Source organism: Burkholderia sp. MR1-5-21, assembly GCF_053427715.1.
In genome coordinates this window covers 1-26281 of the sequence record NZ_JBSAXD010000010.1, presented here as the reverse complement: position 1 = coordinate 26281, position 26281 = coordinate 1, and the positions used below count along the sequence as shown (strand labels likewise).

Annotated in this window: 25 protein-coding genes and 4 pseudogenes; 22 read left to right on the top strand and 7 right to left on the bottom strand. The window is 61.9% G+C overall.

The genetic code is table 11. The annotated features are described in order from the left end of the window. Positions 1-23 precede the first annotated feature (23 nt). The 3 genes from dapA (at position 24) to ACV229_RS15570 (ending at position 2937) form a co-directional block, all read left to right on the top strand. A complete protein-coding gene (gene dapA / locus ACV229_RS15580; protein WP_448084005.1) occupies positions 24-920 on the top strand; it encodes a 4-hydroxy-tetrahydrodipicolinate synthase in 897 nt (298 codons plus the stop codon). A 4-nt stretch (positions 921-924) separates the two neighbouring features. Beyond that, positions 925-1653 carry an aspartate/glutamate racemase family protein gene (locus tag ACV229_RS15575; protein ID WP_448084004.1) on the top strand — a complete coding sequence of 243 codons (729 nt, stop codon included), beginning with the start codon at positions 925-927 and terminating at the stop codon, positions 1651-1653. A 363-nt stretch (positions 1654-2016) separates the two neighbouring features. Continuing rightward, a complete protein-coding gene (locus tag ACV229_RS15570; RefSeq protein ID WP_448084003.1) occupies positions 2017-2937 on the top strand; it encodes a LysR family transcriptional regulator in 921 nt (306 codons plus the stop codon). 519 nt (positions 2938-3456) lie between these two features. Here ACV229_RS15570 and ACV229_RS15565 read toward each other — a convergent pair. Further along, complete coding sequence (locus ACV229_RS15565; protein WP_448084002.1) at positions 3457-4200, bottom strand: type IV toxin-antitoxin system AbiEi family antitoxin domain-containing protein; 744 nt, start codon at positions 4198-4200, stop codon at positions 3457-3459. A gap of 876 nt (positions 4201-5076) precedes the next feature. On the opposite strand from ACV229_RS15565, the pseudogene ACV229_RS15560 reads away from it, so the two are divergent. Both ACV229_RS15560 and ACV229_RS15555 read left to right on the top strand, forming a co-directional pair. Then, a pseudogene (locus tag ACV229_RS15560) lies at positions 5077-5292 on the top strand (nitroreductase); the annotation flags it as partial. A 302-nt stretch (positions 5293-5594) separates the two neighbouring features. Then, a pseudogene (locus ACV229_RS15555) lies at positions 5595-6242 on the top strand (ISKra4-like element ISBusp5 family transposase); the annotation flags it as partial. 98 nt (positions 6243-6340) lie between these two features. Here the strand turns inward: ACV229_RS15555 and ACV229_RS15550 are convergent. Further along, positions 6341-7141 carry a GntR family transcriptional regulator gene (locus tag ACV229_RS15550; protein ID WP_448084001.1) on the bottom strand — a complete coding sequence of 267 codons (801 nt, stop codon included), beginning with the start codon at positions 7139-7141 and terminating at the stop codon, positions 6341-6343. A 405-nt stretch (positions 7142-7546) separates the two neighbouring features. Beyond that, entirely contained in the window at positions 7547-8347 is an 801-nt protein-coding gene (locus tag ACV229_RS15545) for a GntR family transcriptional regulator (RefSeq protein ID WP_448084000.1), read from the bottom strand. A 110-nt stretch (positions 8348-8457) separates the two neighbouring features. Here ACV229_RS15545 and ACV229_RS15540 point away from each other — a divergent pair, with 110 nt between their 5' ends. From ACV229_RS15540 to ACV229_RS15470, 15 genes and pseudogenes are all read left to right on the top strand, one after another. After that, positions 8458-8679 carry a hypothetical protein gene (locus ACV229_RS15540; protein ID WP_448083999.1) on the top strand — a complete coding sequence of 74 codons (222 nt, stop codon included), beginning with the start codon at positions 8458-8460 and terminating at the stop codon, positions 8677-8679. Between the two features lie 39 nt (positions 8680-8718). Then, positions 8719-9231, top strand: coding sequence for a DUF6644 family protein (locus tag ACV229_RS15535; RefSeq protein WP_448083998.1), 513 nt, complete (start codon positions 8719-8721; stop codon positions 9229-9231). Further along, positions 9188-9775, top strand: coding sequence for a DUF6644 family protein (locus ACV229_RS15530; RefSeq protein WP_448083997.1), 588 nt, complete (start codon positions 9188-9190; stop codon positions 9773-9775). Before ACV229_RS15535 ends, ACV229_RS15530 begins: the two co-directional genes overlap by 44 nt. 53 nt (positions 9776-9828) lie before the next feature. Further along, complete coding sequence (locus tag ACV229_RS15525) at positions 9829-11055, top strand: MFS transporter (RefSeq protein ID WP_448083996.1); 1227 nt, start codon at positions 9829-9831, stop codon at positions 11053-11055. 140 nt (positions 11056-11195) lie between these two features. Beyond that, positions 11196-11762, top strand: a pseudogene (locus ACV229_RS15520) (YceI family protein); the annotation flags it as partial. Between the two features lie 145 nt (positions 11763-11907). Continuing rightward, a complete protein-coding gene (locus ACV229_RS15515) occupies positions 11908-12543 on the top strand; it encodes a hypothetical protein (RefSeq protein ID WP_448083995.1) in 636 nt (211 codons plus the stop codon). Positions 12544-12587: 44 nt separating this feature from the next. After that, positions 12588-13043, top strand: coding sequence for a DUF6152 family protein (locus ACV229_RS15510; protein WP_448083994.1), 456 nt, complete (start codon positions 12588-12590; stop codon positions 13041-13043). 45 nt (positions 13044-13088) lie between these two features. Beyond that, complete coding sequence (locus ACV229_RS15505; RefSeq protein WP_448083993.1) at positions 13089-13985, top strand: hypothetical protein; 897 nt, start codon at positions 13089-13091, stop codon at positions 13983-13985. 11 nt (positions 13986-13996) lie between these two features. Further along, positions 13997-14752 carry a hypothetical protein gene (locus ACV229_RS15500; RefSeq protein ID WP_448083992.1) on the top strand — a complete coding sequence of 252 codons (756 nt, stop codon included), beginning with the start codon at positions 13997-13999 and terminating at the stop codon, positions 14750-14752. 151 nt (positions 14753-14903) lie between these two features. Next, positions 14904-15161, top strand: a complete 258-nt coding sequence (locus ACV229_RS15495) for a carboxymuconolactone decarboxylase family protein (protein ID WP_448083991.1) — start codon at positions 14904-14906, stop codon at positions 15159-15161. Between the two features lie 291 nt (positions 15162-15452). Beyond that, entirely contained in the window at positions 15453-18044 is a 2592-nt protein-coding gene (locus ACV229_RS15490) for a TonB-dependent receptor (protein WP_448083990.1), read from the top strand. Between the two features lie 602 nt (positions 18045-18646). Next, entirely contained in the window at positions 18647-19387 is a 741-nt protein-coding gene (locus ACV229_RS15485) for a hypothetical protein (protein ID WP_448083989.1), read from the top strand. Then, complete coding sequence (locus ACV229_RS15480) at positions 19384-20124, top strand: hypothetical protein (protein WP_448083988.1); 741 nt, start codon at positions 19384-19386, stop codon at positions 20122-20124. The genes ACV229_RS15485 and ACV229_RS15480 overlap by 4 nt, the downstream gene beginning before the upstream one ends. A gap of 21 nt (positions 20125-20145) precedes the next feature. Further along, positions 20146-20775, top strand: coding sequence for a nuclear transport factor 2 family protein (locus ACV229_RS15475; RefSeq protein ID WP_448083987.1), 630 nt, complete (start codon positions 20146-20148; stop codon positions 20773-20775). Positions 20776-20849: 74 nt separating this feature from the next. Then, positions 20850-21260, top strand: coding sequence for a carboxymuconolactone decarboxylase family protein (locus ACV229_RS15470; RefSeq protein WP_448083986.1), 411 nt, complete (start codon positions 20850-20852; stop codon positions 21258-21260). Between the two features lie 324 nt (positions 21261-21584). Here ACV229_RS15470 and ACV229_RS15465 read toward each other — a convergent pair. Next, a pseudogene (locus ACV229_RS15465) lies at positions 21585-22671 on the bottom strand (IS3 family transposase). Here ACV229_RS15465 and ACV229_RS15460 point away from each other — a divergent pair. After that, positions 22645-23235, top strand: coding sequence for an SDR family oxidoreductase (locus tag ACV229_RS15460; protein WP_448083985.1), 591 nt, complete (start codon positions 22645-22647; stop codon positions 23233-23235). The pseudogene ACV229_RS15465 and the gene ACV229_RS15460 overlap by 27 nt on opposite strands. Positions 23236-23270: 35 nt before the next feature. Here ACV229_RS15460 and ACV229_RS15455 read toward each other — a convergent pair whose 3' ends face one another. Next, the gene (locus ACV229_RS15455; protein WP_448083984.1) at positions 23271-23822 is read right to left on the bottom strand and encodes a YceI family protein; all 552 of its coding nucleotides are present in this window, start codon (positions 23820-23822) and stop codon (positions 23271-23273) included. Then, positions 23819-24421: a cytochrome b gene (locus tag ACV229_RS15450; protein WP_448084178.1), complete on the bottom strand. Its 603-nt coding sequence runs from the start codon at positions 24419-24421 to the stop codon at positions 23819-23821. Before ACV229_RS15450 ends, ACV229_RS15455 begins: the two co-directional genes overlap by 4 nt. 170 nt (positions 24422-24591) lie before the next feature. On the opposite strand from ACV229_RS15450, the gene ACV229_RS15445 reads away from it, so the two are divergent. After that, entirely contained in the window at positions 24592-25377 is a 786-nt protein-coding gene (locus tag ACV229_RS15445; protein ID WP_448083983.1) for a hypothetical protein, read from the top strand. 125 nt (positions 25378-25502) lie between these two features. Here the strand turns inward: ACV229_RS15445 and ACV229_RS15440 are convergent. After that, a partial coding sequence (locus ACV229_RS15440) for a hypothetical protein (protein WP_448083982.1) occupies positions 25503-26281 on the bottom strand: 779 nt, incomplete at its 5' end.

Below are 26281 nucleotides of genomic sequence, written 5' to 3'. Positions count from 1 at the left end.
CTGAATCGTGCTAAAGGGCGATCATGGAACAGAGCTGGAAAGTGAAGTTCGCCGGCGTATTCACCGACCTGGTCACACCTTTCAAGGAGAGAAGACTTGATACACATGCGCTCGAGGCGCATGTTGAACGCCTCCTCGACTTCGGAGTGCACGGGGTTGTGCCAGCCGGTGCGAGCGGAGAGGCTGCGACACTGACAGAATCCGAGACCGCAGAGGCGATTCGCGTGGCGGTTCGGAGCGCTAAGGGGCGCGCCTTCGTTTTGGCTTCCATCGACTCTAACGACACCATGCAGGCGATCTACCGGGCAAAGTTGGCGGCAGACCTTGGAGTCGACGGTCTGCTTGTGGCGACACCCTACTACAACAGGCCGGCGCAGGACGGACTATTCGAACACTTCGCTGCGGTTGCGTCTGCGGCTCGCCTACCCGTCATGGTGAATTGCGTTTGCAGGCATGCCGGTACAGAACTTGCCCCAGAGACTGCGGCGCGTCTTGTAGCTCAGTACCCCAACATCGTTGGCATCAAGGAGATCAGCGGAAAATTGAACAGGGTGACGGAGCTGCGGCTGAAATGCGGAAATGACTTTGTGGTTCATTGTGGCGACGATAGTCTTGCATTGGCTTTCTACGCGGTCGGCGCTGATGGCGTAGTTAGCGTAGCCTCGAATCTCATTCCTCGGGAGCTGCTGGAGTTGTACGCGGCGTGGCGACAGGGAGACATGGAACGGGCCTTGATGCTGCATGAGCGTATGTTTGAACTCATCCAAGCGCTGGGTGCCGAAAGCAGCCCGGTTTCGCTGAAGGTAGCGCTTGCTTTGTCTGGTTTCATGGAAGACGAAGTCAGACTGCCGCTTGCTCGTCTCAGCAGCGAATCGCAATCGACACTGTTGCAGTGTCTGGAACTCTATTCCGTGAGCTAAATCTATGAACAACAGTCACCACGCCGTAAAACGGCCAGTCGTACACGGGCTGACCCTTGGGGTCCTGATGTTGGATACGCGATTTATGCGGTTTCCCGGGGAGATCGGCAACGGTGTGACTTGGTCGATTCCTCTTCAGTTCAAGATCGTACGTGGTGCGACGCCGGGTCGTGTTATCGATGACGAGGGCAGGGGGCTGCTTAAATCGTTCATAGAGGCCGCGCATGAGCTGATTGACCTGGGTGTGCGGGGGATCACCACGAGCTGTGGGTTTCTCGCCCTGTTCCAGCAGGAACTAGCGGAGGCGCTCCCGGTGCCAGTAGCAACCAGCTCGCTCCTGCAGGTTCCATTCGTGGATCGAATGCTGCCGAAGGGTAAGCGCGTTGGCATATTGACCTTCAACAAGGGGGCACTGAGCGAGCGTCACCTCGCCGCCGTAGGCGTCGACCCAAAGACGCCCATCGTGGGTATGCCGGAAGACAGCCTTTTCAGAAAGATTTATACGGACCTTGCGTCACCATCCGAGTCGGATTTTTTCGCTCTCGAGGAAGAAATGGTGAATGCAGCAAAGGCGCTGACGGTGGCCCATCCGGATGTGGGGGCCATCGTTCTTGAATGTACAAACATGCCACCCTTCGCCCACGCGATCCGCGCCGCAACTGGCTTGCCGGTATTCGATGTCGTTGGAATGATCCGATGGTTCTCCGCCGCCATCCAGGCGCAATCGATCTAAACTTGTGGCATCCGCACGGTGACATTGCTCTGACGCAAACGATTGGCGACATCGCTGGTCGCAAGGTGTGACGCCTATCGTGGGGCCACCTCCCGCACAATCGACGGCGGACCGGACCTTGGGTCGCGGTGGTTTCACCTGCAGATAGCCGCGAATCCGTAAGCCGTGTGGGCCACTTGGGGTGGCTTCCGATGCGGTATGATCCATGGAGGGCTTCACGGTGGTTGAGTCCGGCTTGCCCTGATTCGCAGATAGAACAATGACGACGCAATTGCCATTGTGACGTCCCATTCTCTCTCACGATACCGATCAACCGCCGTTCAGTACGGTTCGAATGGTTAGATTGATCAGGAATGGCATAACATGCGTGAGGTTAGTCTTAGTCTGACCCAGACATTCTTCCTCGTGGCAAGAGAAGGGACCTATTCTGCAGCGGCGCGGATGCTAAATCTCTCCTACCAATCCGTTGCAAATCACGTGCGTCGCCTGGAGCAACTGGTCGGAGAGCGACTTGTTGTCGCGCAGCGAGGAAGCAAGGCAATCAAGTTGACCGCACGCGGGGTCAGCCTCTACCAGCTTCTGGAGCCCGAGTTCGACGTGATGCTTGCGCGGCTGAGCAGCCTTATCGACAAGGAGCGTCCCGTCGTGCGCGTAGGCATGCCGCACGCAATATTTTACTATCTGATGCCGAATGTGCTGCGTGACTTCCGGGAGTTGCATCCCGCCGTTGAGATTATCTGTTATGAGAGAGACACCGCGCTTGCCGACCTTGTAAAGGAAGGGCGGCTTGATGCGTTTCTGACAGAGCGTTATTTCGGTGAGCAGGCAGTACCGCAGCACATGATATGTAGCTACGAGCCCGCACTCGTATATCCAACAAGATGGGACGGTCCGACTGATGAGGCACAGATTGCAAAGTGGGCCGAAGGGCGCCCCTTTGTAACGCACGAGCCAGGGCAATTACTACGTAACGTTGCGATCGACCTCCTCACGAGCGAGGGACGGCCACCAGAGGTGGCTATATCAACCTCTGCAAGCTCAAGCGTAATGAGATGCGTCGAAGAAGGGCTGGGCTTCGCGGTCATTCCTTCCTGGTGTTATACGAAAAGTAATCGTCGTGTTTCGATACAGCGCCTTCCTTCGGCACCCAAGATCCCGATTTACTTCGGCGAAGCGCTCTTTCTCCGGACAAACCCGTTCGTCCGGTCGCTGCATAAACTATGTGCGAAGGCCATCCTCGCAAAAATCGCTGAACTTTCTGAAGCTGCGAGTGAGCAGGCCTGACCGGGGCGGAGGATTTCAAAGGGCGGGCATTCATCGAGGAATCTTGGCGCGGCGCCCAAAGTTCGCGCACTGGCCGTAGATTACTCGGATGCAATGAATTATCGACGTCCCTCAGAGTCAGCGAAGACCTCCAATCGATACAAAAGCGCCACGGCGTACAGATTTATTCAGCTTGCGCTGCGACTACTATCTCCGGGGGGCTTGCAGTTTCGCGTGTGGCCGAATCTATCCGTGGTGGGTGGGGGCGATGGCCTAGTTTTCGATTGTGAATCGGATTAGCACTGGATTTGCCCCCCGTACTTCCGGACACCGCGACGAGGAATACTTCTTCCTAAAGATCCGCGCCGCGTTCCCCGGAATTCCGCGATGAACCAAAAAAATGCGGTCGTTGGCGGCGCCGCCTTTGACCGCCGAGCGGGGTGTGTGAAATCCGTCTGGGCGGTCGCCAGCACAAAGGGAACGACAGCAACATATCGGTCGTTTGTTGGGACAGGCGCAGCTGCTGAAGTAACACGCTCGTCAGGCTTTCAGGTTGAGTCGGGGGCCGCCCTTGCGGCTGCTTGTCCAGCGCCTGCCGACCCCGAGCCGGTCGACATGTCGTTGCAGATTGCGGCCCCAAGGAAATCCACTGGCCTCACCCAGGTCACGCACCAGCTTGACCACTTTTACGCGCGTACAGCTCGAAAGCAGTCCGTCGAGAACGTCCGGGCGGAGATTGGGCAGCGATGACGCGATATGGATGGCTTCCTCCAGCGACTGCCCCTTCTCGCGCCGCTTGCCTACGTCACTCGCGAGTTCGAGCAGGGCGCGCTCGGGCTCGGAAACAAGAATCGAGGGATCGAGATCGGGGAGTGTCGACAGCCCCGTTCCTTGCGACAGGCTCATCTCGAACAAGCGCGTCGTCTGCAGCGTATAGGGCATGTGTTCGTCTACCCAGTCAGGCATCACATACGGGCGGTCGGCCCAAAGAACGACGTGTTCCCGAAAATTCAGGTTGTGGTGCACGCCGTGCCAATCCAGGGCCGTCTTGCCACCGACATGCAGTCCGTGAACCCGTCGGCTCAGATAAGCCAGGATCCCGTCACGCGTGGGCGCGTCGCCTGTCAACAGATAAGCCCCTTTCGACAGGCGTTGCAGCCATCCGGCATTGACCAGATACGTGGTCAGTTGGGCGCTCATGCCGCTGTCGCGCAGCATCTGAGGATCAAGCGGCTCTCCGCGTCGAGCGTCTTCCATGAGGCGCTGGAGTGTCTTGCTGGCCATTCTGTCACGCGTCCATCATTTTTCCAGGGCTCAGAGCGGTTGCCGGGGAGGCAGTCTGACATGATTTCATAGTCAGAATTATCGCATTCTTTGTATTTGGAGAGAATAATGAATGAAATGTGGCGCTGCCCCCCGGTTGCGACGATGTGAACCAACGCTCGGCAACGCGTTTCGATGACGCGTGGCTGACCGAGAGCCGCCCGTCGACGCTGCTCGTACCTTCTGAGGCCGCAGCGGCGGAATGGAGCGCGCTCACCAATCCCGAGCATCCGCCGCAGCACGAATTACAATCGCACCGGCCCAGCCGGTGCGGTGGGGCAACCGCCTCCTCGGGCATTGATTGTGCGCGTCCACGCACAGCGGGCGATGCAGTCGAATGCGTAGGCCCATTCGTTTCGAGCGTTGAGAAACGCGCGATGCTGTATGGGCCTCCAGCAGGAATGCAGTAACGTAGTCAAGGTTTCACAACATGTGCCTCGTGGATCTCCTGAATGACGGACACCTTCGAATTGATTGCCATCTCCTTGCCTCCCGACGTCGCACCGGAGGCATTGCCGGCGACTGTGAAGTCGATGGTCGCCGACTGCTGGCCGGGAATGAGTCGAGGGCAACTCATCGCCCGCGCACGTCGACATGCGCTGCGACTCTCGTTGCGTGCGCGCGGGGCGTGCGCCCCGGGTGAGATTGGACAGTTTTGTTTGCTACTGACAGCAGACGGTGAATCCGTGCGGCTCGTCGCGCACCTGCGACGCATTTCGCGGCGCCGCGGGGCGGCGCGGTCCGGGAAAGCAGTGAGAAATGCTCGCGCACCTGCACGGGATCCGCGTCAGGCTTCGCTGTTTTGATCAATTCGCCGATGAGGTGAGCGATGAATAGTCGAGGGCGGCTGATGATCCGGATCTGGACGGCCCCGACTGGCACTGCTTCGTGGTCGATCGAGAAAAGTCCAATGAGGTGCACGAAATGTCCAGTTCGTCGTCGAAAGCCGATCTGGACAATACGCGAGCGACATTGCTGAAATGGCTGGACGAGAACTACCTGCATCATCGCGATCCGTTTCCTTATTGGACAGATTGCGAACGTGCATCGTAGATCTGCATGGTGATTCGACTGTGGCGAGTTCGACGAACGAGTGCAGGCATCTCCCGCCCACCCTGTTGGCGTGGCCCCCATGCGGATCGTGTCCACGATCACGGCGCCGTTGATGGCGTTGGGCGTCATGATCGACCCACCGATAGGGGGCGCGCGAGACTGCTCGATGACGATAAATCTCCGGTCGCGATGTACATCGACGCGAAGATGCCGGTGTTCGTCGACAGGGACGAGGTCGGAGCGCAGGCACAGCTGCCCACGCTGGCGAAGGCATTGGCTGGCGACCACGAGAGGCACATTAAATTGCGAGGTTCTTGGAGGGCGTCGGCTACAGCGATTCTAACGACGTCTGCGTTCTGACCGATGGGGCATTGGATCTGGCCGGTGTTGCAAACGACCTTCCGTTCGATACCGAATGGGTGCTCGACTGGGCACATATCGGACGAATGTTGCGATCCGCCGACCAAACTCTCGCGCCTTTGGCATATGGGCGGCTCACGAGCACTGGATCGGTATTCGAACTGCGGGACCTTTTTGTTTGCTTCTGTAGTCTCGTCTGGACCGGACAAACGGTGGATTGGCAACGACTCGGAGAACAGCTATTTCGGCTCCTTGAGCTGCGCGAGAAGCTCGGCCCAATTTCGAGTCACCGAGCCAGTCAAGCGCGCTACAGGCCCACGGGCGTGATCACGTACCTTGGTGCAATCTTGAGTCGCTGTTCGACTATCGCGTATGGCAGAGCGTTGGGCGGCGAATCTCCACCGGACTTGTCGAGTCGTCGATCAATCGGATAATTGGCCGTCGAATGGGCAAAAGCCAACATTTGCGCTGGAGTCGCGGGGGCACGCGGTGTCGTTCAACTTCGCGTTGCCCTCTTGAACCAGGAATTTAACGAACTCGCTCGGCGGCAGTTTCCACGGATTGGACAGCGACGCGTCTCGTGGCGCTAGCAAAGCACATCCCGGGTCTTTTGACGGCCTCCCTCAACGCCAGCCGGCCGCCCTCGTGTTCGGCCGGGGCGGGCCGCCCGGCGTGCAATGAGCGACGCCTACGAAGATTTCCTTTTCGATGGCGTGGCCGTACGGCGCGTTGCCGGCGCCTTGGCGGCCAGGGGCGCCTTGCCCCGGCTGGCGCGCGACCCCGTTGCAGCACGCTTGGGCGAGGCGACGGTGGGGGCCGTGGGCAACGTACTGTCCGACAACGCGCGGATGATGCCTTCGGTCGTGCGGTTGATGTGATCGTGCATCAGGCGTGCGGCGGCGGTGACGTCCCGGGCGATCGCGGCCTCGGCGAGCTGGCGATGTTCGTCGTCGGTGTCGCGGTCTCTGTGCGGAACGCTGAGTTCGAGGCGACGGTAGCGCTCGGTCTGCTCATGGAGGATGGTGCGGATCTGCAATAGCCTCGGGCTGCCACAGGTACTTACGAGCGCGGCGTGAAAGGCGGAATGCGCGTCGATGCGCTGCTGGCGATCGAGCTCGCGCGCGGAATTGATGAGACGGTGCGTCGCCGCGACGATGTTGGATTCCCACTCGAGGTTGCCGTTCTCGATAGCCCAGACGAGGCATTGCGTCTCGACGACGATACGCACCCGCGAGAGGTCGGTGACGTCCTCGACCGAAATCGGCGACACGACGTAGCCGCGGTGCGCTTCCGCCTGGGTCAGGCCCTCCGCAGTTAGCTGGGACAGCGCCTCGCGCAACGAACTGAGACTGGTGTCGTATTCCTTCGTCAGCACGTTTGTGCGAAGGCGAGACCCTGCAGGCAAGTCGCCCCACAGGATCGCATTGCGCAGGGCCTGGTAGGTCTCGCTCGTCTTGGTAATCACCTTACCGTTGCTGGGTACTTTCATGTCCGTTCTTCTGAGTGTTATCGGGGTAAGTCCTAGGTTGCCTTACATTCTACTACCGCTAAGTCTGCAAGATAAACGATTAATTCAAAAACAATAGATTTTTAGGCGAAAGGTCTGTCCGAGTTGTGCATCGCTCTGGATTGCGACCAGGGCCCCGGGGCAGTCGGCATCCACATGTCACCATCGCGGCTCCTGATGGCGAGCGCTTTTGCCGGTGCGCACGGGCGCCGGTCGGGCGACGAGTGGCGGTTGCTGCAGTTCCAGGCGACGGGGCTGGCGGCGGCGTAGCTAGCCCAAGAGGGGCCGGATCGTCGTCGCACGGCGAACGCGGCACTCTCAGGTGTCTCGCATCTCAGGGCGCGGCTCGGCGCGCCAGCCGGCCGCCCGGCGTGCAATGAGCGACGCCTACGGAGATTTCTTTTTCGATGGCGTGGCCGTACGGCGCGTTGCCGGTGCCTTGGCGGCGAGGGGCGCCTTGCCCCGGCTGGTGTGCGATCCCGTTGCAGCACGCTTGGGCGAGGCGACGGTGGGGGCCGTGAGCAACGCACTGTCCGACAACGCGCGGATGATGCCTTCGGTCGTGCGGTTGATGTGATCGTGCATCAGGCGTGCGGCGACGGTGACGTCCCGGGCGATCGCGGCCTCGGCGAGCTGGCGATGTTCGTTGTGGGTGTCGCGGTTTCTGTGCGGAACGCTGAGTTCGAGGCGACGGTAGCGCTCGGCCTGCTCATTGAGGATGGCGCGGATCTGCAATAGCCGTGGGCTGCCGCAGGTACTTACGAGCGCGTCGTGAAAGGCGGAATGCGCGTCGATGCGCTGCTGGCGATCGAGCTCGCGCGCGGAATTGATGAGACGGTGCGTCGCCGCGACGATGTTGGATTCCCACTCGAGGTTGCCGTTCTCGATAGCCCAGACGAGGCATTGCGTCTCGACGACGATACGCACCCGCGAGAGGTCGGTGACGTCCTCGACCGAAATCGGCGACACGACGTAGCCGCGGTGCGCTTCCGCCTGGGTCAGGCCCTCCGCAGTTAGCTGGGACAGCGCCTCGCGCAACGAACTGAGACTGGTGTCGTATTCCTTCGTCAGCACGTTTGTGCGAAGGCGAGACCCTGCAGGCAAGTCGCCCCACAGGATCGCATTGCGCAGGGCCTGGTAGGTCTCGCTCGTCTTGGTAATCACCTTACCGTTGCTGGGTACTTTCATGTCCGTTCTTCCGAGTGTCTCCGGGGTAAATCCCGGGTTCCTTTCCGTTTCTTACCGTTTCTTTCCGCTCCTTTCCATTCTACAGCTCTACCGCTGCGGTCGTGCAAATCATGTTGAGGTACCTGCCAAAAACGATTAAATTAAAAACAATAGATTCTTACGCAAAAGATCTGTTAGAGTTGTTCATCGCACCGGATTGCGACCGGGGCAGTCGGCATCCTCATGTCGCCATCGCGGTTCCTGAGGGCGCGGGCGAAGTGGTGCGCTGCGAAATCGACGGTTTGGGGCGCATCAAGAACACCACCCGCTCGGAATGGGCAGGGAATATTTAGTTGAGCTTCGCAAGGCGAGACAAAAGGAGAGAGACCGCAATGCACGACTTGCTGACGGAACTGGGAAACTGGATCGCTTCGAGCCGGCTTAGCCTGCTGTTTCAGACCACGGATGGTCTCATTGCGGCGTCGCAGTCGACGCACATCCTGGCCATTTCGGTGGTCTTCGGCAGTGCCTTGATGATCAGCCTGCGGCTGCTGGGGGTCGGTGCCACTGGGCGGACCGTTTCGTGCCTCGCCTCGTCCTTGTTGCCCTGGATGTATTCGGCCCTCGGGGTGTTGCTGCTAACGGGCCTGGTGCAGACCATTGCGGAACCCATTCGCCAGCTCCTTACTCCGGCCTTCTGGTGGAAGATGGGCATGCTCATCTGCGTGATCGCGCTCACCGTATGGTTCGGGAAGACCGTGCGTGACAGGGCTGAGGTTTGGGACGACCCGGCCAGCCGGCCTGCGAGCGCACGCGTGTTCGCGGTCGCTTCACTGGTCCTTTGGGTGGCGATCGTCGTCTGTGGCCGGCTCATTGCCTACACCTGGCAGTTGCAGTCTTCGTGATCGCCGCCCCGAACCCAACTACGACGCCCACGAACTCTTTGACATGACCATCATGACCATCGATCCATTGCTCAAGCTGATCGAACACACCAACCTCGCGACGATTGTCCGCCAGGGCGACTGGTGGTTCCCGCTCGATGAATGCCTGCACGTGCTGTCGATCGTGACGGTGTTCGGCTCCATCATCATGATGGATTTGCGCCTGCTGGGCCTCGCCTCGCGCGACAGCGCCGTCACGAAGCTTTCCAAGGAAGTGCTGCCCTACACGTGGGTCGCGTTCGTCTGCGCGGTGATCACCGGAACCATCATGTTCATCTCGAGGGCGCATGTGTACTGGCACAACACGCAGTTCGACTACAAGTTTCTGTTCATGTTCCTCGCCGGGGTGAACATGCTGGCCTTCCATTTCGGTGCGTTCCGCCGCGTCGCGGACTGGGACGAGACCGTGCCGCCTCCGCCGGCGGCGCGGCGCGCCGGCGGGCTGTCGATCGCGCTCTGGATCACCGTCATCTTCTTCGGTCGCTGGATCGGCTTCACGTTGTGATCACGCTGCTGCCAGGACATGCCGAGCCGGACTCGAGAACAACAGGAGACAAAATGAACGACACGACTGCGATGACCGCGTCGATGGGCGCGAAGAAGGCAGGCACCCTGCAGGCGGTGCTGCTGTTGCTGCCGATAACGATGGCGGTGATGGGGCTGATCGTCCTGGTACCCGTCGTGCCCCAGATGATGCAGCACTTCGGGGCAGTCCCGGGCGTGCAGTTCCTGATCCCGCTCGTGCTGACGCTGCCCGCGTTGTGCGTCGCGCTGCTCGCACCGGTGGCGGGCGTGGTGGTCGACCGGATCGGGCGTCGCCGCACGCTGATCGGCGCGCTCGTGCTCTACGCCATCGCCGGCATCATGCCGCTGTTCCTCGACAACCTCGGCGCGATCATCGTGAGCCGCGTCTTTGTCGGGGCGATGGAGTCGGCCGTGGTCACGGCAAGCACGACACTCATCAGCGACTATTTCCACGGCGAAGCGCGTGAGAAGTGGCTCGCCAACCAGACGGCGCTGGCGTCGATCTCATCGATCTTCCTCGCGCTGCTGGGCGGCGTGCTCGGCAACGTCAGCTGGCGCGCCCCGTTCGCCGCCTACGGCATCAGCGTCCTGTACGCCGTCGGGCTGCTGCTGTGGACCTGGGAGCCGGTGAAGGCCGAACAGCCCAAGGACGAGATCGCGGGCGAGGGCGCCGGCTTCCCCTGGAGCGCGCTGATGCCGCTCGCGGGCGTTGCGGTCTTCGGCGGCATCATGTTCTTCCTGATGCAGATCCAGGTGACGAACGTGCTCGCCGAGGTCTACGACATCCGCTCGCCCGGCCAGCTCGGCATGTTCACCGGCACCGCGGGGCTCTCGGTGGCCGTCGGCACCGTGCTGTTCCGTCGCCTCGCCCGCGCAGGGGCGGCAACTCAGCTGATGGTCGCCTTCGGGCTGATCGGCATCAGCTACGTGATGATGAACCATTCTCCCGCCGTGTCGATGTTCACGGGTTGGCTCGTGGTCAACCAGCTCGGTTGCGGCATCCTGCTGCCCTCGCTGGTCGTGGCCACCATGGCGTCCCTGCCGTTCGAGGTGCGCGGGCGCGGCACGGGGGTCTTCATGACCGCCTGGTGGCTGGGCCAGCCCCTGAGCGCACAGCTCGCACCCTGGGTGCGCAACCTGCAGGGAGGCAGCCTGCCGGCTGCGCTCCAGGTGTTCGGCGTGATCTGCATCGTTGCGGCAGTCATCACGGCGAGTCGACGGCGAACGCGTGGAGGGCCGTCCGCGGCGGGCGAAGCGTAGGCGCGCCGAGCATGATCGGCGACGACCGCCGATCGATGCGACGTGAATGGGCCGAAGCAGTATTTTTTGTATCAACCGTCGTCGGGGCGATCCTGCCCTGGATGCAGACTTCCGACGGCGATCGACACGAAAGGATGGAAATGCAATCGATAAGCAAGCGGCTGGCACTCGCGACATGCGCCGTGCTGCCGGCATTGGCCTGGGCCGCCCCGCAGGAGTATACGGTCGAGCCCGGCCACACGTACCCGAGTTTCGAGACCTCGCACATGGGAGTTTCGTTCTGGCGCGGCAAGTTTGATCACTCGAGCGGAAAGATCTGGCTCGATCGCCCCGCGAAGACGGGCAAGGTCGACATCGTCATCGACGTCAACTCCGTGAACTTCGGACTCCCGATGATGGACACGAGGGCCAAGGGCGAGCACTTTTTCGACACGGCGAAATATCCGACCGCCACCTATCAAAGCGACTCCATCACGTTCGAGGGCGATGTTCCCGTCGCCGTGAACGGCCAGCTTACGCTGCATGGGGTCACGAAGCCCGTTCCGCTGAAGATCGTCTACTTCAAGTGCATGATGCATCCGATGTTCAAGCGGGAGATCTGCGGCGCGGATGCGCGTGCGGAGTTCGACCGGCGCGAGTTCGGATTGACGAACGACATCGTCCCGACGGACCCCAATGTGCGGCTCGCGATCCAGGTCGAGGCACTGAACGGCGCGCTTCCGGCGATGCCTCCGCCAGGGTCCGCGCCCCCGCCGGGGATGGGCGACAAGGCTCCCCCTCCGGGCGGCGCACTGCCGCCGTCGGCTGACGCCGCCCCGAAGAAGTAAAGACACCCAAGTTTATGGAGACAACATGAACACCCAGAAGAACTGGAAGAACGTCCTCCTCGCGGGCGCATTGAGCGCCGGCTTCGCCATGTCGGCACAGGCCGCGACGTATACGCCGCAGGAGGAGGCCAACGTTAAGCTGGTCGCGGATTTCTTCGCGGCACTCGATGGCGCAGACGCCCACGGCGACATGAAGCAGCGGATCCGCTCCGTTGCAGAGAAGTACGTACGAGTCGATTACATCCAGCATATGGAAATCGGGAAGAAATTCGGGCAGGGACGAGAGGGTTTGATTCGCCTGTTCGAGCAGTCGCCTCCCATGTCGGCGCCTGGCGCGGGCGCTCCTCCTGCCGGCATGGCGTCTGGCCCGGGAATGACACCGCCTGCCGGCGCACCGCCCCAGGCTGGTATGGCTCCGCCCCCTGGGAAGGGGGCGATGCCTGCACCGCCTGCGCCGCAGGTTCTCGCGTTGGTCGCCAATGGGGATATCGTGATCCGGGTGTCGTCCAGGACCATGCCAGCCCGTCCGGGGGCGGAATCCAGCCCCAGCTTCATGTTCGACATGTTCCGCATCAAGGACGGTCAGCTTGCCGAGCACTGGGACGGGTCTTCGAACGCCGGCATGGGACCGCCGCCGTCTACCCCGACTCCAGGCCGCTGAGCCGAAATCAGTCCATTCCCAGTACATAGCAAACGAGGAACATCATGAAACGCCTCCAACCCGTGGCGCTCGCATTTTTCTTTGCCCTGTCGGGCATCGCCACGTCGCCGGCACACGCGCACCATTCGTTCGCGGCTTACGACCAGACTGTCACCAAGTCCGTGACCGGAACGCTCAAGGAATTCGACTGGAATGCGCCGCATTCGTCGATGACCGTCGCCTATGTCGATTCGACCGGAAAGGCGGACGAAGTGTCGGTCACGACCGGCGCGCCGGCAACGATCTCCAGCCAGGGGTTCAAGCCCAATGACTTCAAGGTGGGGCAGAAGGTCACCTTGAACTGGCACCCGAACCGCAACGGCCTGCCCGGCGGCGAGATGACCGATTTCACGCTCGCGGACGGACGGGTCCTCCACGGTGGCTTCGGCGCGCCTCCGGGCGCCGGCGGCGCCTCCGCCGGTGCGCCTCCGGTGCCGGGTGCAGCCCCCGCGGTGAAGTGATCGCCGAGGTCGTCACGGCATTCCATGGACCGAGGAGAAGAAAGTATGAAGACTATGCGTTGCCTTGCAACGAACGCTGCCGCCTGCCTGCTTGCCACCGTGCTTGTGGGTTCGGCGCTGGCCCAGACGCCGCCCGCGGGGGCGCCTTCGGGCGCTCCCGCGGGCGGCGCGCCCGGCGGTCCGCCCGGGGCTCCGACTGGGCCTGATGGCAAAGCGCCGCCAATTCCAGCCATTCCTCCGGTGCCCGCGAATGCGCCCAAGGCGTCTGCCGACTCGCGCAATTTCGAAGGCACCTGGTACCACGAGCAGATGCTCGTGTGGCGAAACACGGTGGACATGTACGGCAGTCCGCTGCCCTTCAACGACAGGGGCAAGCGCCTGATGGATCGCCGGGTGAAGGCGACCTACATCGACAAGTCGCCCGTTGCGAATGCTTCGGCCGAGTGCCTGCCGCCCGGGCAGCCCTGGCAGATGGACCTGAATTTTCCGTTCCAGGTCTACCAGAACAAGGATGGCCTGTCGCTGCTGTTCCAGGAGTACCACGGCGCCTGGCACATCCGCCTGAATGGGCAGCACCGCAAGGACGGCGCACGCGAGTATTTCGGCGACTCGGTCGCCCACTGGGAAGGGGACACGCTCGTCGTCGACACGACCAACTACCGTCGCTCCCTGTGGATGGACGTCGATGGCACGCCCGTCTCGGTGAACGCCCACCTGGTGTTCCGAATCCGCAAGATCAACTACGGCGACCCCAAGCTCGAGATCGTTGTGACCGTCGACGACCCGACCTACTACTCGCGGCCGTGGTCGCTCGTGCGGCTGTTCGCGTGGCGGCCGGACATGGCGAATTTCTCTGAGTACAACTGCGAATACCAGGTCGGCGCGCCCGGCGGCGTATCCCGCTATGGCCTCGTGCCGGAAGCCCCGGAAGAAACCCCGTGAGGAACCCACAAGTGCAAAAACCCATTCGTTTCGGGTGCGTTGCGCCCATGCGCCGGACCTTGGTTGCGGCGATGCTGATCGCCGCAGGTGCCGCTAACGCCACCGGGCATACCGCCCTCGATGGCGTATGGAAGCTCGAGCGGCCGCAGTCGGAATTCGTCCCGGTCCAGGGTGCGATTCCGTTCACGGACGATGGCCGAAAGGCTTACGAGGCCAACAAGGCATCCGCCGCAAAGAAGGATTTCACCTTCGACCGCACGGAAACGCGTTGCTCGTCGCCGGGCCTGCCGCGGCTGATGCTCACGCCCAAGTTGATCGCCATCCACGATCGGCCGCAGATGGTGGCGATGGAATTCGAATGGAACCGCCTGATGCGGCAGATCGATCTTCGCCAGGGCGCAGACAAGCTGGCGAATCCGATGAAGGACGGCGGTTTCACCGGCGGAGCCGACGTTCCCACGATGAAGGGCGAGACCAGCGGCCACTGGGAGGGGAACGTCCTGGTGGCCCACACCAAGAAGCTGTCCGACCACAAGCTGCTCGATTCCCTTCTTCCCAACAGCGAGGACCTGGAGCTGACCGAGCACATCCGCCTGCGCGACGCGAACACGCTGGAAGACCGGATCACGATCCAGGATCCGCAGAACTTCACGAAACCCTGGGATACCGTGCTGGTCTTCAAGCGCCAGCCCGGGACGGCATCGCAATTCCGCGAGGACATCTGCCTCGAACGCCGGGATTCAGGGGAACTGCCGCTGCCGAGGTGACTCGCGGGCCGGGCGGTCGAACGTGAACGCATGCCGTGGGAGCCCTGAGCGATAGCGATCTCTACCAAGCGCGGCGACGCTGTGTGCCGCGAGTTGCTGGGCGAGGACGCGCTACCAGCGCAACAACCGGAACACCGATAGGGATCCGGTCGTGCGCAAGTTCATGGACGTCTTCACCGAGTCCGTGTTCGGCGGGCTCTGGGCCCGTCCGGGGCTCGATTTCAAGACGAGGCCGCTGATCGGCGTCGTCTCCGACACCTGCTTCGGTTGTGAACCCGAACTGGCGATCCACCTCCGCTTCGCGCTACGCCAGGGCTGGACGGAAGAGGAGCTGGCCGAAGTGCTCCTCCACGTGGCGGGATACTTCGGAGTTCCTCTCGCGCGAAGCGCGCTGCTCGTTCATCTGTAACGCGGGGGCTGCCCTGCGTTGTCGCGCCCGTCAGATCTCCCGCTCCTTATTGGTCTGCATAACTAAATTTAAGCGGCAAACCGAAGTGTGTGAATCCCCATGTGGATCAGATCAATGCCGGCTACTCGTCGAAGAACTCGACGACCGCCAATTCGGTCGCTCACATTCTGCACAAGTTTGCGGCCGAAGTCGATGCCGACGAACCGCCGCACTCTCGAATGACGCGTCCTTGCTCGCAGCGTTGATGCGTGAGAACAACGGCAGTCAATGCATCTAGCGCCGGTGATTGACTTGTTCATTTTTGCTCTCTATGATCGATTCAGAATACGACAATCGATTCTTTTGTTGTTTGTCGAAATCACTGATGTTGGCCCATTCCATCAACACGCGGAGTCCGCGATTAGCGAGAACTCCGCTGAGGAGACACTAGCCTTGTCAAATCGGAACCGCGAATCCACCAAGCTCGGTCTGCTGATGGGGACAGCCCTTCTGGGCGCGTCACTCACGACCGCCCAAACCGCGAGGGCGCAGAGCGCGCCGAACCCGCCCACAGCGGCGTCCGCGGCCGACACAGCCCAAACCGCGAAGGCCAAGAAGAGCGCGCCGAACCCGGCCGCAGCGGCGTCCGCGGCCGGCACCGCAAAAACCGCGAAGGCCCAGAGCGCGCCGAACCCCGCCCCAGCCGCGGCCGCGTCCGACACCGCCGTGGAGGAGGTGGTCATCACCGCGGAGCGCCGCAGCACGAGTGCCCAGAAGACGGCTGGTTCGGTCACCGTGCGCGATGGTGATTCGCTGCGGGAGCAGGGGAAGGTTTCCGCTCAGCAGATCCTCCAGGACGTGGTGGGCGTCACTCTCACCCCCGCGGTGCAAGCGGCGTCGCAATTCAACGCGGGCGCGGACAATATTGGCAACAGCATCGCGATTCGCGGCATCAAGGCCAGCGACTCCGTCCAGGCCATTTCTGCGCCGCCTACGACTGCGGTCTATGTCGATGGTGTCTACGAAGGCATGGGTAGCAACTTCGACGTCGATCGGGTCGAGGTACTGCGCGGGCCGCAGGGCACGCTGTATGGTCGTAGCGCCACCGCCGGCGTCGTCGCGTTCCACACCAAGGACCCGGAACTGGACGGGCTTACCGGCGACGCCTTGGCCGAGGTGGGGAGTTACGGACTACAGCACTACTCGGCAGCGGTGAATGTGCCGGTCGGGGAGAAGTTCGCCTTTCGCGTCGCCGCCGATCACTATCAGCGTAACGGGTTCGACGATACCCAGGGTGGCAAACAGATTACCAATGCGGGTCGCATCAAGGCCTTGTGGGAGCCGACCAGCAAATTGAAGATCACTGCCGGATTCGAAGGTCAGAACAGTGACATCAATACCGGCGGAGATACGTATGTCCTCACGGCTCCGAACAGCTACAAGAAGGTGAGCGGGTTGCCGGTTGGTACCGTCAGGAACGAGACCACGCAAGCCTGGTTGAATGTCGACTGGGACCTCGGATTCGGCATCCTGTCGTACCTTCCCTCGTATCGGCACTTCACCCAGCACGGCACGATGATTGGCTTGGGCCCGGATAACACCGGCAAGAGCGCGGTCGCGCCCAGCTACAACAATCTGAGCACGCCCGAAAACAATACCGTCACGCACGAACTTCGGCTGCACGCCAAACCGGATAGCTTGATTCAATGGCAGGCGGGTACCTTCTGGTACCGCAACGACGTGCACACGATCGAGTCGCTTTCCATCCCGGGTTTCCCCGTCAACCCTCTCAATTCGTCGGATACCAGCCGGACGACCCGCGACCAGGGGTATTTCGGCGAGGCAACCATTCCTCTCAACCAGCGCCTGCGGCTGACCGGTGGTCTGCGCTACGACGTCACGTCCGTGGATACCACTGAGACCTTCACCAACTTGTCGCAGGGCGGGCTGCCATCGAGCTTGCCCTCGAACTGCGCCTTCGCGGCTCCCTACGTCAAGTGTTCGCTGGTCTCGCCTGACGGCAAGAGTACTTTCAGAAACTGGACTTACAAGACGCGCCTCGAGTACGACCTCACCAAGGAAAACATGCTGTACGGGATGGTTTCCACCGGATTCGTTCCTGGTGACGTCCAGATCGTGAATGACACCCAGGGGATCCCCCATGCCGTTCGGTATTCGGAGGAAAAACTAACCGCGTTTGAAGTCGGTTCCAAGAACCGGTTCCTGGACAACACCCTGCAGGTCAATGCCGACGCCTTCTACTACGAGTACGGCGGCTACCAAATGCTGGTCAATTACCCCACCGGCGGCCCGAATCCGGGCAGCAGGATCATCAATGAGCCGGCCCGCGTGTTGGGAGCCGAACTCGAGACGACCTGGCGCATCACGCCGCGCGATCGATTCCAGCTGGCTTACAGCTATTCGCATGCCACGTTCCATCGGGAAGCCGGTGACGGGCTGTCGCAGCTGGAACAGCTCACGGGTTCAACGTTGGCCGACACCCATCATGTTCCCGGCATCATCCCGCAGCAGCTGACGGCATCGCTCGAACACAAGTTCGACGCGCCGCGAGGCTCGACCTTCATTGCTCGCGTGCAAGGACGGTTTCAGTCGGGATACACGCTCGGGGGATACACCACGAACATTAACGCTCCCTTCTTCAACGGAGGGTCTGTAGCCGCGGGCAGCCACGTCGGCCCGCAAGCGACCATGGATCTGAACTTCACCTGGCTTTCAGCCTCGCATGCCTATTCGGTTTCCGCCTATGTCAATAACGTGACAAACAATCGGTACAAAACTTCGGTCAACTACCTGACTACCGGCGCCGGCTATCCGAATGGATACCCTGCGGTGACGCTCTCTGACCCGATCACGGTCGGTGTCGTTTTCCAGGCGCATATGTGAGCTGCCTCAAGCGCTCCCTGGAGGTGCGGGCTTCTTCCGGAGCCCGCTCCGATTCACTTCGGGAATCCATGCTCTCCTCAAAACTTCACCCGTCCGTGGGAAGCCGGGCTGGCCTTTCGGCGCCGGAGGGACAACAGTCCCTTTCCCTAGGAAATTTGCATGGTTCGCCGCGACGCCAGCCAACTGCCGCTGCCGCGCTGAGCGCGCAGCGCAGGCGCGCATCCGGCCCGCCGTCCCCAAAAGCTGGTAGCCACTGAACCGTCAACTCGACTAGGAAGATCATGAACCCTTACAACGGTCGCTTGGGCAAGTCCGGACGTGCCGGTACCGCAGCCCTGCTGCTTGGTGCGTGCGCGCTTGCCCACGCGCAGGTCCCGACGCAGAACCCGGCACCCGCCCAGGCGCTACCCGCGTCTGCCCCCGCTGGCATTCCTGCAGGAATGCCAGCGGGGATGCCTCCCGGCGTGCCGCCGGGCGCTTCGCCTCCCCCCGGAATACCTTCCGGAGCGTTGCCCGGGGCCCTGGGCGCTGGAGGCATGCCCGGACTGCCACCGGGTGGCGCGGCTTCTGGTCCTCCCATGGGCGATCCACCCGACGGGGCCATGGAGCACATCCTGCGCGAAAAGAGCCCGCCTGCCACTGTTGCACTGCCGCCCCCGCCGGCGGACCCGCGCAACTTCGAAGGCACGTGGCTCGCCGACGTCTGGATGCCGCTGCGGGTGACCAAGGACATGTACGGCAGCAAGGTACCGCTTACCGACAAGGCGAAGCGCATCCTCGAGCGTCGCGCCAAGGCGACCTATGTCGAGAACCAACCGTACCTCAATGCGGCCGCGGCGTGCCGTCCGGCAGGCCAGCATTGGCAACTGGGCATGATCTACCCCTTCACCATCTTCCAGACCCGCAACTCCATGACGTGGATCTTCTCGGAGATGCATACGGTCTGGGGCATCCAGATGGGCAAGCCACGCAAGGAGGCAAACGGAACCGCGGACAAGGCCTACATGGGCACATCAACCGCCCACTGGGACGGCAACACCCTGGTGGTCGAGACCGATGACTATCGCCAGCCGCTGTGGCTGGACGCCGATGGCACGCCCTCGTCGACCAAGGTGCACGTGACCCATCGAATCCGCCGGATCGACTACGGCGGTCCCAAGCTCGAGGTCGTTACGACCACCACTGATCCGGAAATGTTCACGCACCCGTGGACCATTTCACGCACCTATGCCTGGCGCCCGGACTTCGCCCAGTTCCAGGAATACAACTGCGAAAAGAAGGCCGGCGGCGATAGCAATATGACGCTCTACGGCTACCGCAAAGAAGAGGCAGATCTCAAATGAACCACGCAAACGCGAAGAACACGATGGTGGTTGCGCGCTTTGCTGCCCCGCTGGCGGCCATGCTCCTGACGGCCAGCATTGCCGCACAGGCTGCCACAACGCTCGACGGTGTCTGGCGCATTGCCCACCCACAGACCCAACTCGCGCCAGCCGACGGCAAGCCGATCCCTTTCAATGCCGAAGGACGCAAGGCCTTTGACGAGAACGAGGCGGCTGCAGCGAAGGGCGACTACGCATTCGACCTCACCATGAGCAAGTGCGATTCGCCCGGCCAGCCCCGGCTGATGGTCACGCCGTTACCCTTCGCCGTATACCAGCGCGGCAGCATGGTGACCATCGTCTACCAGTGGAACCGTCTGTTCCGCCAGATCAACATCGGCAATCCCCTGACCAACCCCATCGTGGGAGACGGCTGGAAGGACTTTCGCACCAAACAGGGCCTCTCCGAAGGTCACTGGGAGGGTGACACCTTGGTGGTGAAGACCACCGGCCTCTCGGGCGAAACCTTGCTCGACAATCGCCTGCCGACCAGCGACGAACTCACGCTTACGGAGCACCTTCGTCTGCGCGGCGAGAACGCGCTGGAGGACCGGATCACCATCAACGATCCGCAGCACTTCACGCGCCCCTGGGACACCGTCGTCACCTACCAGCGCCAGTCGGAAGACCTGCTGCCGTTCCGCGAGGACGTGTGCCTGGATCACCTGCAGGCGCACCAGTCCCCGCTGCCCAAATAACCCCTGAAGGAGCACAACGTCATGACGAGCCTTGCCCGTTCCCTGTTGTCGACCCTGGTGTCGTCCCTGGCCCTGTCCGGCGCCACGGCGGCCCTGGCGGCTGACGCGCCCCCGCTACCGCCCCCGCCGGGCGCCGCGGCTCCGGCACCGGTGCTCTCGACCTGCTCGCGCGAGCAGGAGTTGGCGAACAAGAAACTGGTCGAAAGCCTGGGCATGCCTACGCCCCAGGATTACCTGCGGGTGATGCACCCGGACTACATCCAGCACAACCCCGATGCCGCGCGCTTTGCCGAGATCAACCATCTGAAGGGGCGCGAGGCCATGGAAAAGCTGCTCGAAGCCATGAACAAGGTCGGCTACCGCCCGGGGCCGCCCAAGTCCGTACCCGGCGCCGCGATGCCCCCGAAGCCTGACATGCACAATCAGGTGATTGCAGAGTGCGACCAGGTCATGGTCCTTCACCAGACCTGGGAGCCCGACCCTCAACACCAAGGCCAGTTCTACGCGGTCTACGGCTTCGACCTGTATCGCATCAAGGACGGCAAGCTCTACGAGCATTGGGACGGAATGCGCATCGACAATCCCCCGCGCCCTTACCTGGCTGCACCGCTCGAGGAGTTGAAGCCCGCAGGCGCGCCCGCCGCGCGCTGAAACGAAGTTTGAGGGGATATCGAACATGAATCGCGACACTGCAGCCACGCGCGGACTCGAGCGAGGGGGAGATCATGAGTGACAACGAGCTCTACAAGAAGGGCGACGCGCTGCGCCGCCAGCTCCTGGGTGAGGAGGCCTATCACCGCAACAACCAGAACTACACCGACCCGGTGATGAAGAAGTTTCTGGATGTTTGCACCGAGAATTTGTTCGGCGGGCTGTGGGCCCGGCCCGGCCTGGACCTCAAAATCCGCTCGCTGGTGTGCGTGATCTCGGACGCCGTCATGGGCGCTGAGGCGGAGCTGGCGATCCACCTGCGTTTCGCCTTGGGGCAGGGCTGGACCGAGGAGGAGCTCACCGAGGCGCTCCTGCACCTCCTGGGCTATGCCGGCGCGCCGTTGACCCGCGAAGCCATGCTGGTGGCGAAGCGCACCTTCGAGCAGATCCGCAACGAGAAATGCGCCGGCGGGGAGAACCCGTGACGGGGGGCCGGCATCCTAGCTGGATGTAGCAGGGATGGCCCGGGATCGTGTGCGCGCTGGCGATCCTCGGGTCCCCATCCCAGTCCAGAGCTGCGATGCGGCAACGTCAACGCCCACGACAAGCCTGACCCGTACCCATGTGCACATCGCGTTCACGCAACGGTGCCGCACTGGTGGACTTGGTAAGGACACTTGGCCCCGCGGCTTCGCGGGTCACCCTTCACACGGTGGATCTGTCGACTGACGACGGCATTGCGCAACTTGTGCAGCGCTTCGGCGATCCCAGACATCCTGGTGAACAGCGCCGGTGACCTGCCCCCGGTTTTAGTCCGGACTGTGGCTAGAGTCCGAGGTTAAAAACTGCGACGTTACTTCATGCGCCCGGGCGAACTGCTCGGGTGCGAGGTAGCCGAGTGAGCTGTGAGGCCGTTCGGTGTTGTACTCGATACGCCAGTCCTCAATAAGCTGCTTAGCGTGGCGCATTGAGACGAACCAGTGCTCGTTCTGGCATTCATCGCGGAACCGCCCGTTGAAACTTTCGACGTAGGCATTCTCCACCGGCTTGCCGGGCCGAATGAACGACAGCGTGACACCGGCTTCGTAGGCCCATGCATCCAGCACCTTACCAGCGAACTCCGGCCCGTTGTCCACCGTGATGGACCCGGGCAAGCCTCGCATCTCCTTCAGCCGCTCAAGTACTTGCTTCACTCGCAAGCCCGGCAGCGAGGTGTCAACCTCGATGGCCAGGCACTCGCGCGTGTAATCGTCGACCACGTTCAGGCATCGAAATCGCCGACCATAGGCCAGCCCGTCGGTAACGGCAGTGGCGTACGTTCGACAGCCGCAATACGCTTGCGTCGCCGCTTGCGAACGCTCAGTCCCGCCTTGCTGTACAGCCGCCAGACGCGCTTGTGGTTTGCCAGCCAGCCTTCCCGTTGCAGCAGCACATGAATCCGGCGATAGCCGTAGCGGCGCTTCTGCGCGGCGATAGCCATCATCCGATCAGTGAGCGCTTCGTCGTCAACTCGGCGGCGTGATTCGTAGTGGAACAGCGAGCGCGAAATCCCCACCAGCCCGCAGGCACGGGTGACACCCATGGCGCGTTCGGTCATCAATATCCGGACCGCTTCGCGCTTGGCCTGCGGGCTTGCTACTTTCGAGACAGCAGGTCCTTCAGCGCGGCGTTGTCGAGCATCGATTCGGCCAGCAGGCGCTTGAGCTTGTTGTTCTCCTGCTCCAAATTCTTCAGGCGCTGCGCTTCGGAGACCGTCATCCCGCCGAACTTGGCTTTCCAGTTGTAGTAGGTCGCTTCTGAGATGCCGTACTTGCGGCACAGCTCTGCTGGCTTCAGGCCCGCCTCGGCTTCCTTCAAGATGCCGATGATTTGTTCTTCGGTGAATCGCTTTTTCATTGCCGTTCCTCTCTGGAACGGACTCTACACCGTTACCGTACTAAACGCGGGGAGCAGGTCACCGGTGCCATTCAGAGCGGGGATCTCGAGAAGATCGACGATGAGACCTGGTTCAATGCCTGGAATCTCAAGGTGTTCGGCTCCAACGGCCTGGCCCGCGCGCTGCTGCCCGGCATGTATGCGCGCAGCTCAGGCGTGACCCTGAACATCATCGGCATGGCGGGTCTGGGGCACGATTACAACTACATCTGCGGTTCGCCCGGCAATGCCGCACTCGTCGCCTTCACCGACGCACTGGGTGCGCGCAGCACGGACAAGGGTGTCCGGATCGTCGGCATCAATCCATGGGGAACAAAGACCGAGCGGTTCGAGCGCCTCGAGCGCAATGAAGCCGAGCGCAAGCTCGGCGACTCGGAGCGGCGCGAGCTGCTCACCGAGCTGCCCTTCGGACGGCTGCTCGAGTCCCAGGAGATCGCCAACCTGGCGTTGTTCCTGGTCTCCGACCAAGCGTCCTACTTGAGCGGCACGGTGGTCAACTGCGACGGCGGAGGCTTCTTCAGGTAAGCCCAGGGCGGCTGTCGATCGGTTCCCGGGGCGTCTTACTGGACCAGATGAAATTTGACCCGCACATTGTCCTCGAGGACTTCGTCCCACTGCGGATCGTTGATGGCGAAGGCTTTGCGCGACAGGTCGAAAACGCCATCGAATTGCGTCAGTTGCCCGGCCTGGCTCACCGTGACGAGCACCGTCACGGGTGCCGTCTTGCCCTTGAGCGTCAGGTTGCCCGTGGCCTGGATCTTGTTGGTTCCCTTGGAGACGACCGCAGTCGAGACGAATGTGGCCTTGGGAAAGTGCGCGGTATCGAACCACTTCTTGCCCTGAACCTCTGTGTTGTAGTCGCTCGAACCGATGTCCAGGCTAGCCGTCTGGATCTCGAGAGAAGCCTTCGATGCGGTTGGGCTGGCTGCGTTGTAGTCGATCCGACCGGTGAAGCTGTGGAAGGGCGCTTCGACCGGGACCTTCTCCTGGACGAAGGTCGCGGTGAGGGTGCTCTTGGTCGGATCGATTCCACGATTGGACGCCGCGAGCGCGGCAAAGCTCATGGCAACACACAGCGCTGCGGCGCCGAAGCGAGATGACCGAAAGTTCATTTGCGATTTCCTTGGGAGCTCCGCCACGCCAGCATGCGCTTGAGCGTTGCGTCGCGATCGATGAAATGGTGCTTGAGGGCCGCGACGACATGCAGTGCCACGACGCAAGACAGACCCCAGGCCAGCGACTTGTGCGCGGCCTTCAGAGTTTCCGCGAGTTCCCTGTTCTTGGAGACCAGATCGGGCAACTGCCAGAGTTTCAGATAGACCACCGGAAATCCGGCAGCAGATGTGTACATCCAGCCGACCAAAGGTATGGCCATGATGAGCACGTAGAGCAGCGCGTGCGTCACGCGCGCCGCGAACTGCTGCCAGCCGGGCATGGGCAGCTCGCGCGGAGCTGCGTGCGTCGCGCGCCAGGCAACGCGCACGCCGGCGAGCGCGAGCACGGTGATGCCGATCCACTTGTGATATGCGAATACCTTCGCCTTTTGCGGGCTCAGGGGCAGGTCGATCATCGTCGCACCGACTGCGAAACCGATGGCGATCAGCACGGCAATCAGCCAGTGCAGGAGCACGGCGGTGCGGGTGTAGCTTCCGGAATTATCCGCGGCGCCACGATCGGCCGGCGCAACGCGGGCTGGCGGATGACGAGATATCAAAAGCTGGCCCCTGAAGACGAAAAGATGGACTAAGAGGGGTGCCCGCGTCCACGCGGTGCACCGGCTATAAATCGTTACTATGCAGAATAATCGATTGTGATGCTAAAATCAAACGTGGCTCAACGATGATCGATTGAGACACCAAAAAAATCGGAGGATGACATAGCATGCGAAATTCAATTGTACGGATCAGGTCATTGCGGGCCGGCGGTCTGATTGGCGCGACGCTCACGGCGGCATCGCTATTCCTGTTCATCGCCAGCGCAGACGCCGCAGGGCCGGAAAAAGCCTCCGGTACCAAGCCTGATGTACACAAGATCGCAGTCCCACCGCAGCTCGCCATAACAGCGACGTTCCAGGAAATCATGGACGCCGAAATGGATCCCGCGAGCGAGAAGGTCTGGAAGGCTGTCGGTGTCACGAACGACGCAACCGGAACACACCAGAAGGCGCCGTCCACACCGGCCGAGTGGCAGGAACTTCGCCGCCAGTCGATCCGGCTCGCTGAGGCTGCAAACTTGATCATGCTTCCGGGCCGCCACGTTGCAGCAGGAAGTACGACGATCAAGAGCATGGAGCCGCTGGATGTTGCGGCGATCCAAAAGCGCCTTGCCGCCAATCCAGTCGTGCTCGCCGCCTTCGCGGAATCATTCCGGGGAGTTGCCTTGCAGCTGGTTGACGCGGTGGACAAGCGCGACGCAGCGGCGTTCTCGAAGGCCGGGGAGGCGCTCGACGGAGTCTGCGAGGGCTGCCACAAGACCTTCTGGTATCCAGACGAGAACAAAATCTCTCGACGCTTGCAAGGAGATGCGCCGTTCGGAGATTCCTCGCGCCAATGGCAGGATCGGTTGCGTGCGGTCGAGCGCCCGGATCTGGCTCCTCTCATTGCTTCGGACTACGACACTAGACGCATCTTGCAGATGCTGGCCGGCGGCGTGCGTCCAGGCGCTTGAAGTACACCGTCATAGTGACGCCGAAGCAATTCACCACCCACCGCCAGGGAGCCGGTCATGTAGCTCGTAAGAGCAGGTGCCGGCTCCGCCTGTCCAATCATCTCGAGCCTTCATGGCGGACAAGATCAGTGGCTCGGCTGAAAGAGCTTTTCCTGAAATCCGGTGACACTGACTTTCAAAGTGACCGGTGCGCTGCCCCGGTTGACCCAGTACCAGCCGTGCACACCAGCGAATGGCGCCGTCAGGCTTCCGGCGCCCTCGCGCTGAGCCCCTCCGATCCAGTAGCTGGTGTATTCGTCTATGGCCGATGGCTGCTCTCCATGCATGTCAACGTCGACATCGCCGGTTGCTGACCACTGAAACACCAGGCTGTCGCCGGCAGCCATCACCGCCTTGACCTCCGAACCCTCGCCGGCTGGCAGGGTGATGGTCATCGATTCTGTCTTTGGCGCTGCCGCGTGCCACACGGCAGCGCTTGCATTGAAGCTTTGGCCCGGCTGAACCCCGAAGACCGCCGCAGCGTTGGCCCTTAGCGCGTCCAAACCAGCCGCAGGAGTTGCAACTGCGGATGCGGAGGGCAGGGAGCTGGCTTTTGCGGCCTGCGCCGTACGGGCCAACGCATGCAGGCCCAGGCGCTTGCCGATGCCTGTGGGATCAATGCCGTATTCGGCCGGCAAGACCGTGACCACCAATAGAGCGGTCGTAACCAGGACGGCCAAGCCCGTGGCCTTGAACAGTGGGTGCGAAGAGGGCAAGGAATTCATGTCGTGAAGTGTCACGGGGATAGCCCGGTTCAGGCGGCCACGAAATAGCTGGTCATCTGGAAGCTGATCAGCACGAAGCCGGCTGTCATCAGCAGCTTGCAAGCGTCGAGAGGTTTTGTCTGCGCACTTCAGACTCACGA

What these genes read in the sequence shown, in the direction of transcription:
- dapA (WP_448084005.1), top strand. Translation starts at nt 24, where the DNA reads ATGGAACAGAGCTGGAAAGTGAAGTTCGCCGGCGTATTCACCGACCTG.
- ACV229_RS15575 (WP_448084004.1), top strand. Translation starts at nt 925, where the DNA reads ATGAACAACAGTCACCACGCCGTAAAACGGCCAGTCGTACACGGGCTG.
- ACV229_RS15570 (WP_448084003.1), top strand. Translation starts at nt 2,017, where the DNA reads ATGCGTGAGGTTAGTCTTAGTCTGACCCAGACATTCTTCCTCGTGGCA.
- ACV229_RS15565 (WP_448084002.1), bottom strand. Translation starts at nt 4,200, where the DNA reads ATGGCCAGCAAGACACTCCAGCGCCTCATGGAAGACGCTCGACGCGGA.
- ACV229_RS15550 (WP_448084001.1), bottom strand. Translation starts at nt 7,141, where the DNA reads ATGAAAGTACCCAGCAACGGTAAGGTGATTACCAAGACGAGCGAGACC.
- ACV229_RS15545 (WP_448084000.1), bottom strand. Translation starts at nt 8,347, where the DNA reads ATGAAAGTACCCAGCAACGGTAAGGTGATTACCAAGACGAGCGAGACC.
- ACV229_RS15540 (WP_448083999.1), top strand. Translation starts at nt 8,458, where the DNA reads ATGTTGAGGTACCTGCCAAAAACGATTAAATTAAAAACAATAGATTCT.
- ACV229_RS15535 (WP_448083998.1), top strand. Translation starts at nt 8,719, where the DNA reads ATGCACGACTTGCTGACGGAACTGGGAAACTGGATCGCTTCGAGCCGG.
- ACV229_RS15525 (WP_448083996.1), top strand. Translation starts at nt 9,829, where the DNA reads ATGAACGACACGACTGCGATGACCGCGTCGATGGGCGCGAAGAAGGCA.
- ACV229_RS15515 (WP_448083995.1), top strand. Translation starts at nt 11,908, where the DNA reads ATGAACACCCAGAAGAACTGGAAGAACGTCCTCCTCGCGGGCGCATTG.
- ACV229_RS15510 (WP_448083994.1), top strand. Translation starts at nt 12,588, where the DNA reads ATGAAACGCCTCCAACCCGTGGCGCTCGCATTTTTCTTTGCCCTGTCG.
- ACV229_RS15505 (WP_448083993.1), top strand. Translation starts at nt 13,089, where the DNA reads ATGAAGACTATGCGTTGCCTTGCAACGAACGCTGCCGCCTGCCTGCTT.
- ACV229_RS15485 (WP_448083989.1), top strand. Translation starts at nt 18,647, where the DNA reads ATGGAGCACATCCTGCGCGAAAAGAGCCCGCCTGCCACTGTTGCACTG.
- ACV229_RS15480 (WP_448083988.1), top strand. Translation starts at nt 19,384, where the DNA reads ATGAACCACGCAAACGCGAAGAACACGATGGTGGTTGCGCGCTTTGCT.
- ACV229_RS15475 (WP_448083987.1), top strand. Translation starts at nt 20,146, where the DNA reads ATGACGAGCCTTGCCCGTTCCCTGTTGTCGACCCTGGTGTCGTCCCTG.
- ACV229_RS15470 (WP_448083986.1), top strand. Translation starts at nt 20,850, where the DNA reads ATGAGTGACAACGAGCTCTACAAGAAGGGCGACGCGCTGCGCCGCCAG.
- ACV229_RS15455 (WP_448083984.1), bottom strand. Translation starts at nt 23,822, where the DNA reads ATGAACTTTCGGTCATCTCGCTTCGGCGCCGCAGCGCTGTGTGTTGCC.
- ACV229_RS15445 (WP_448083983.1), top strand. Translation starts at nt 24,592, where the DNA reads ATGCGAAATTCAATTGTACGGATCAGGTCATTGCGGGCCGGCGGTCTG.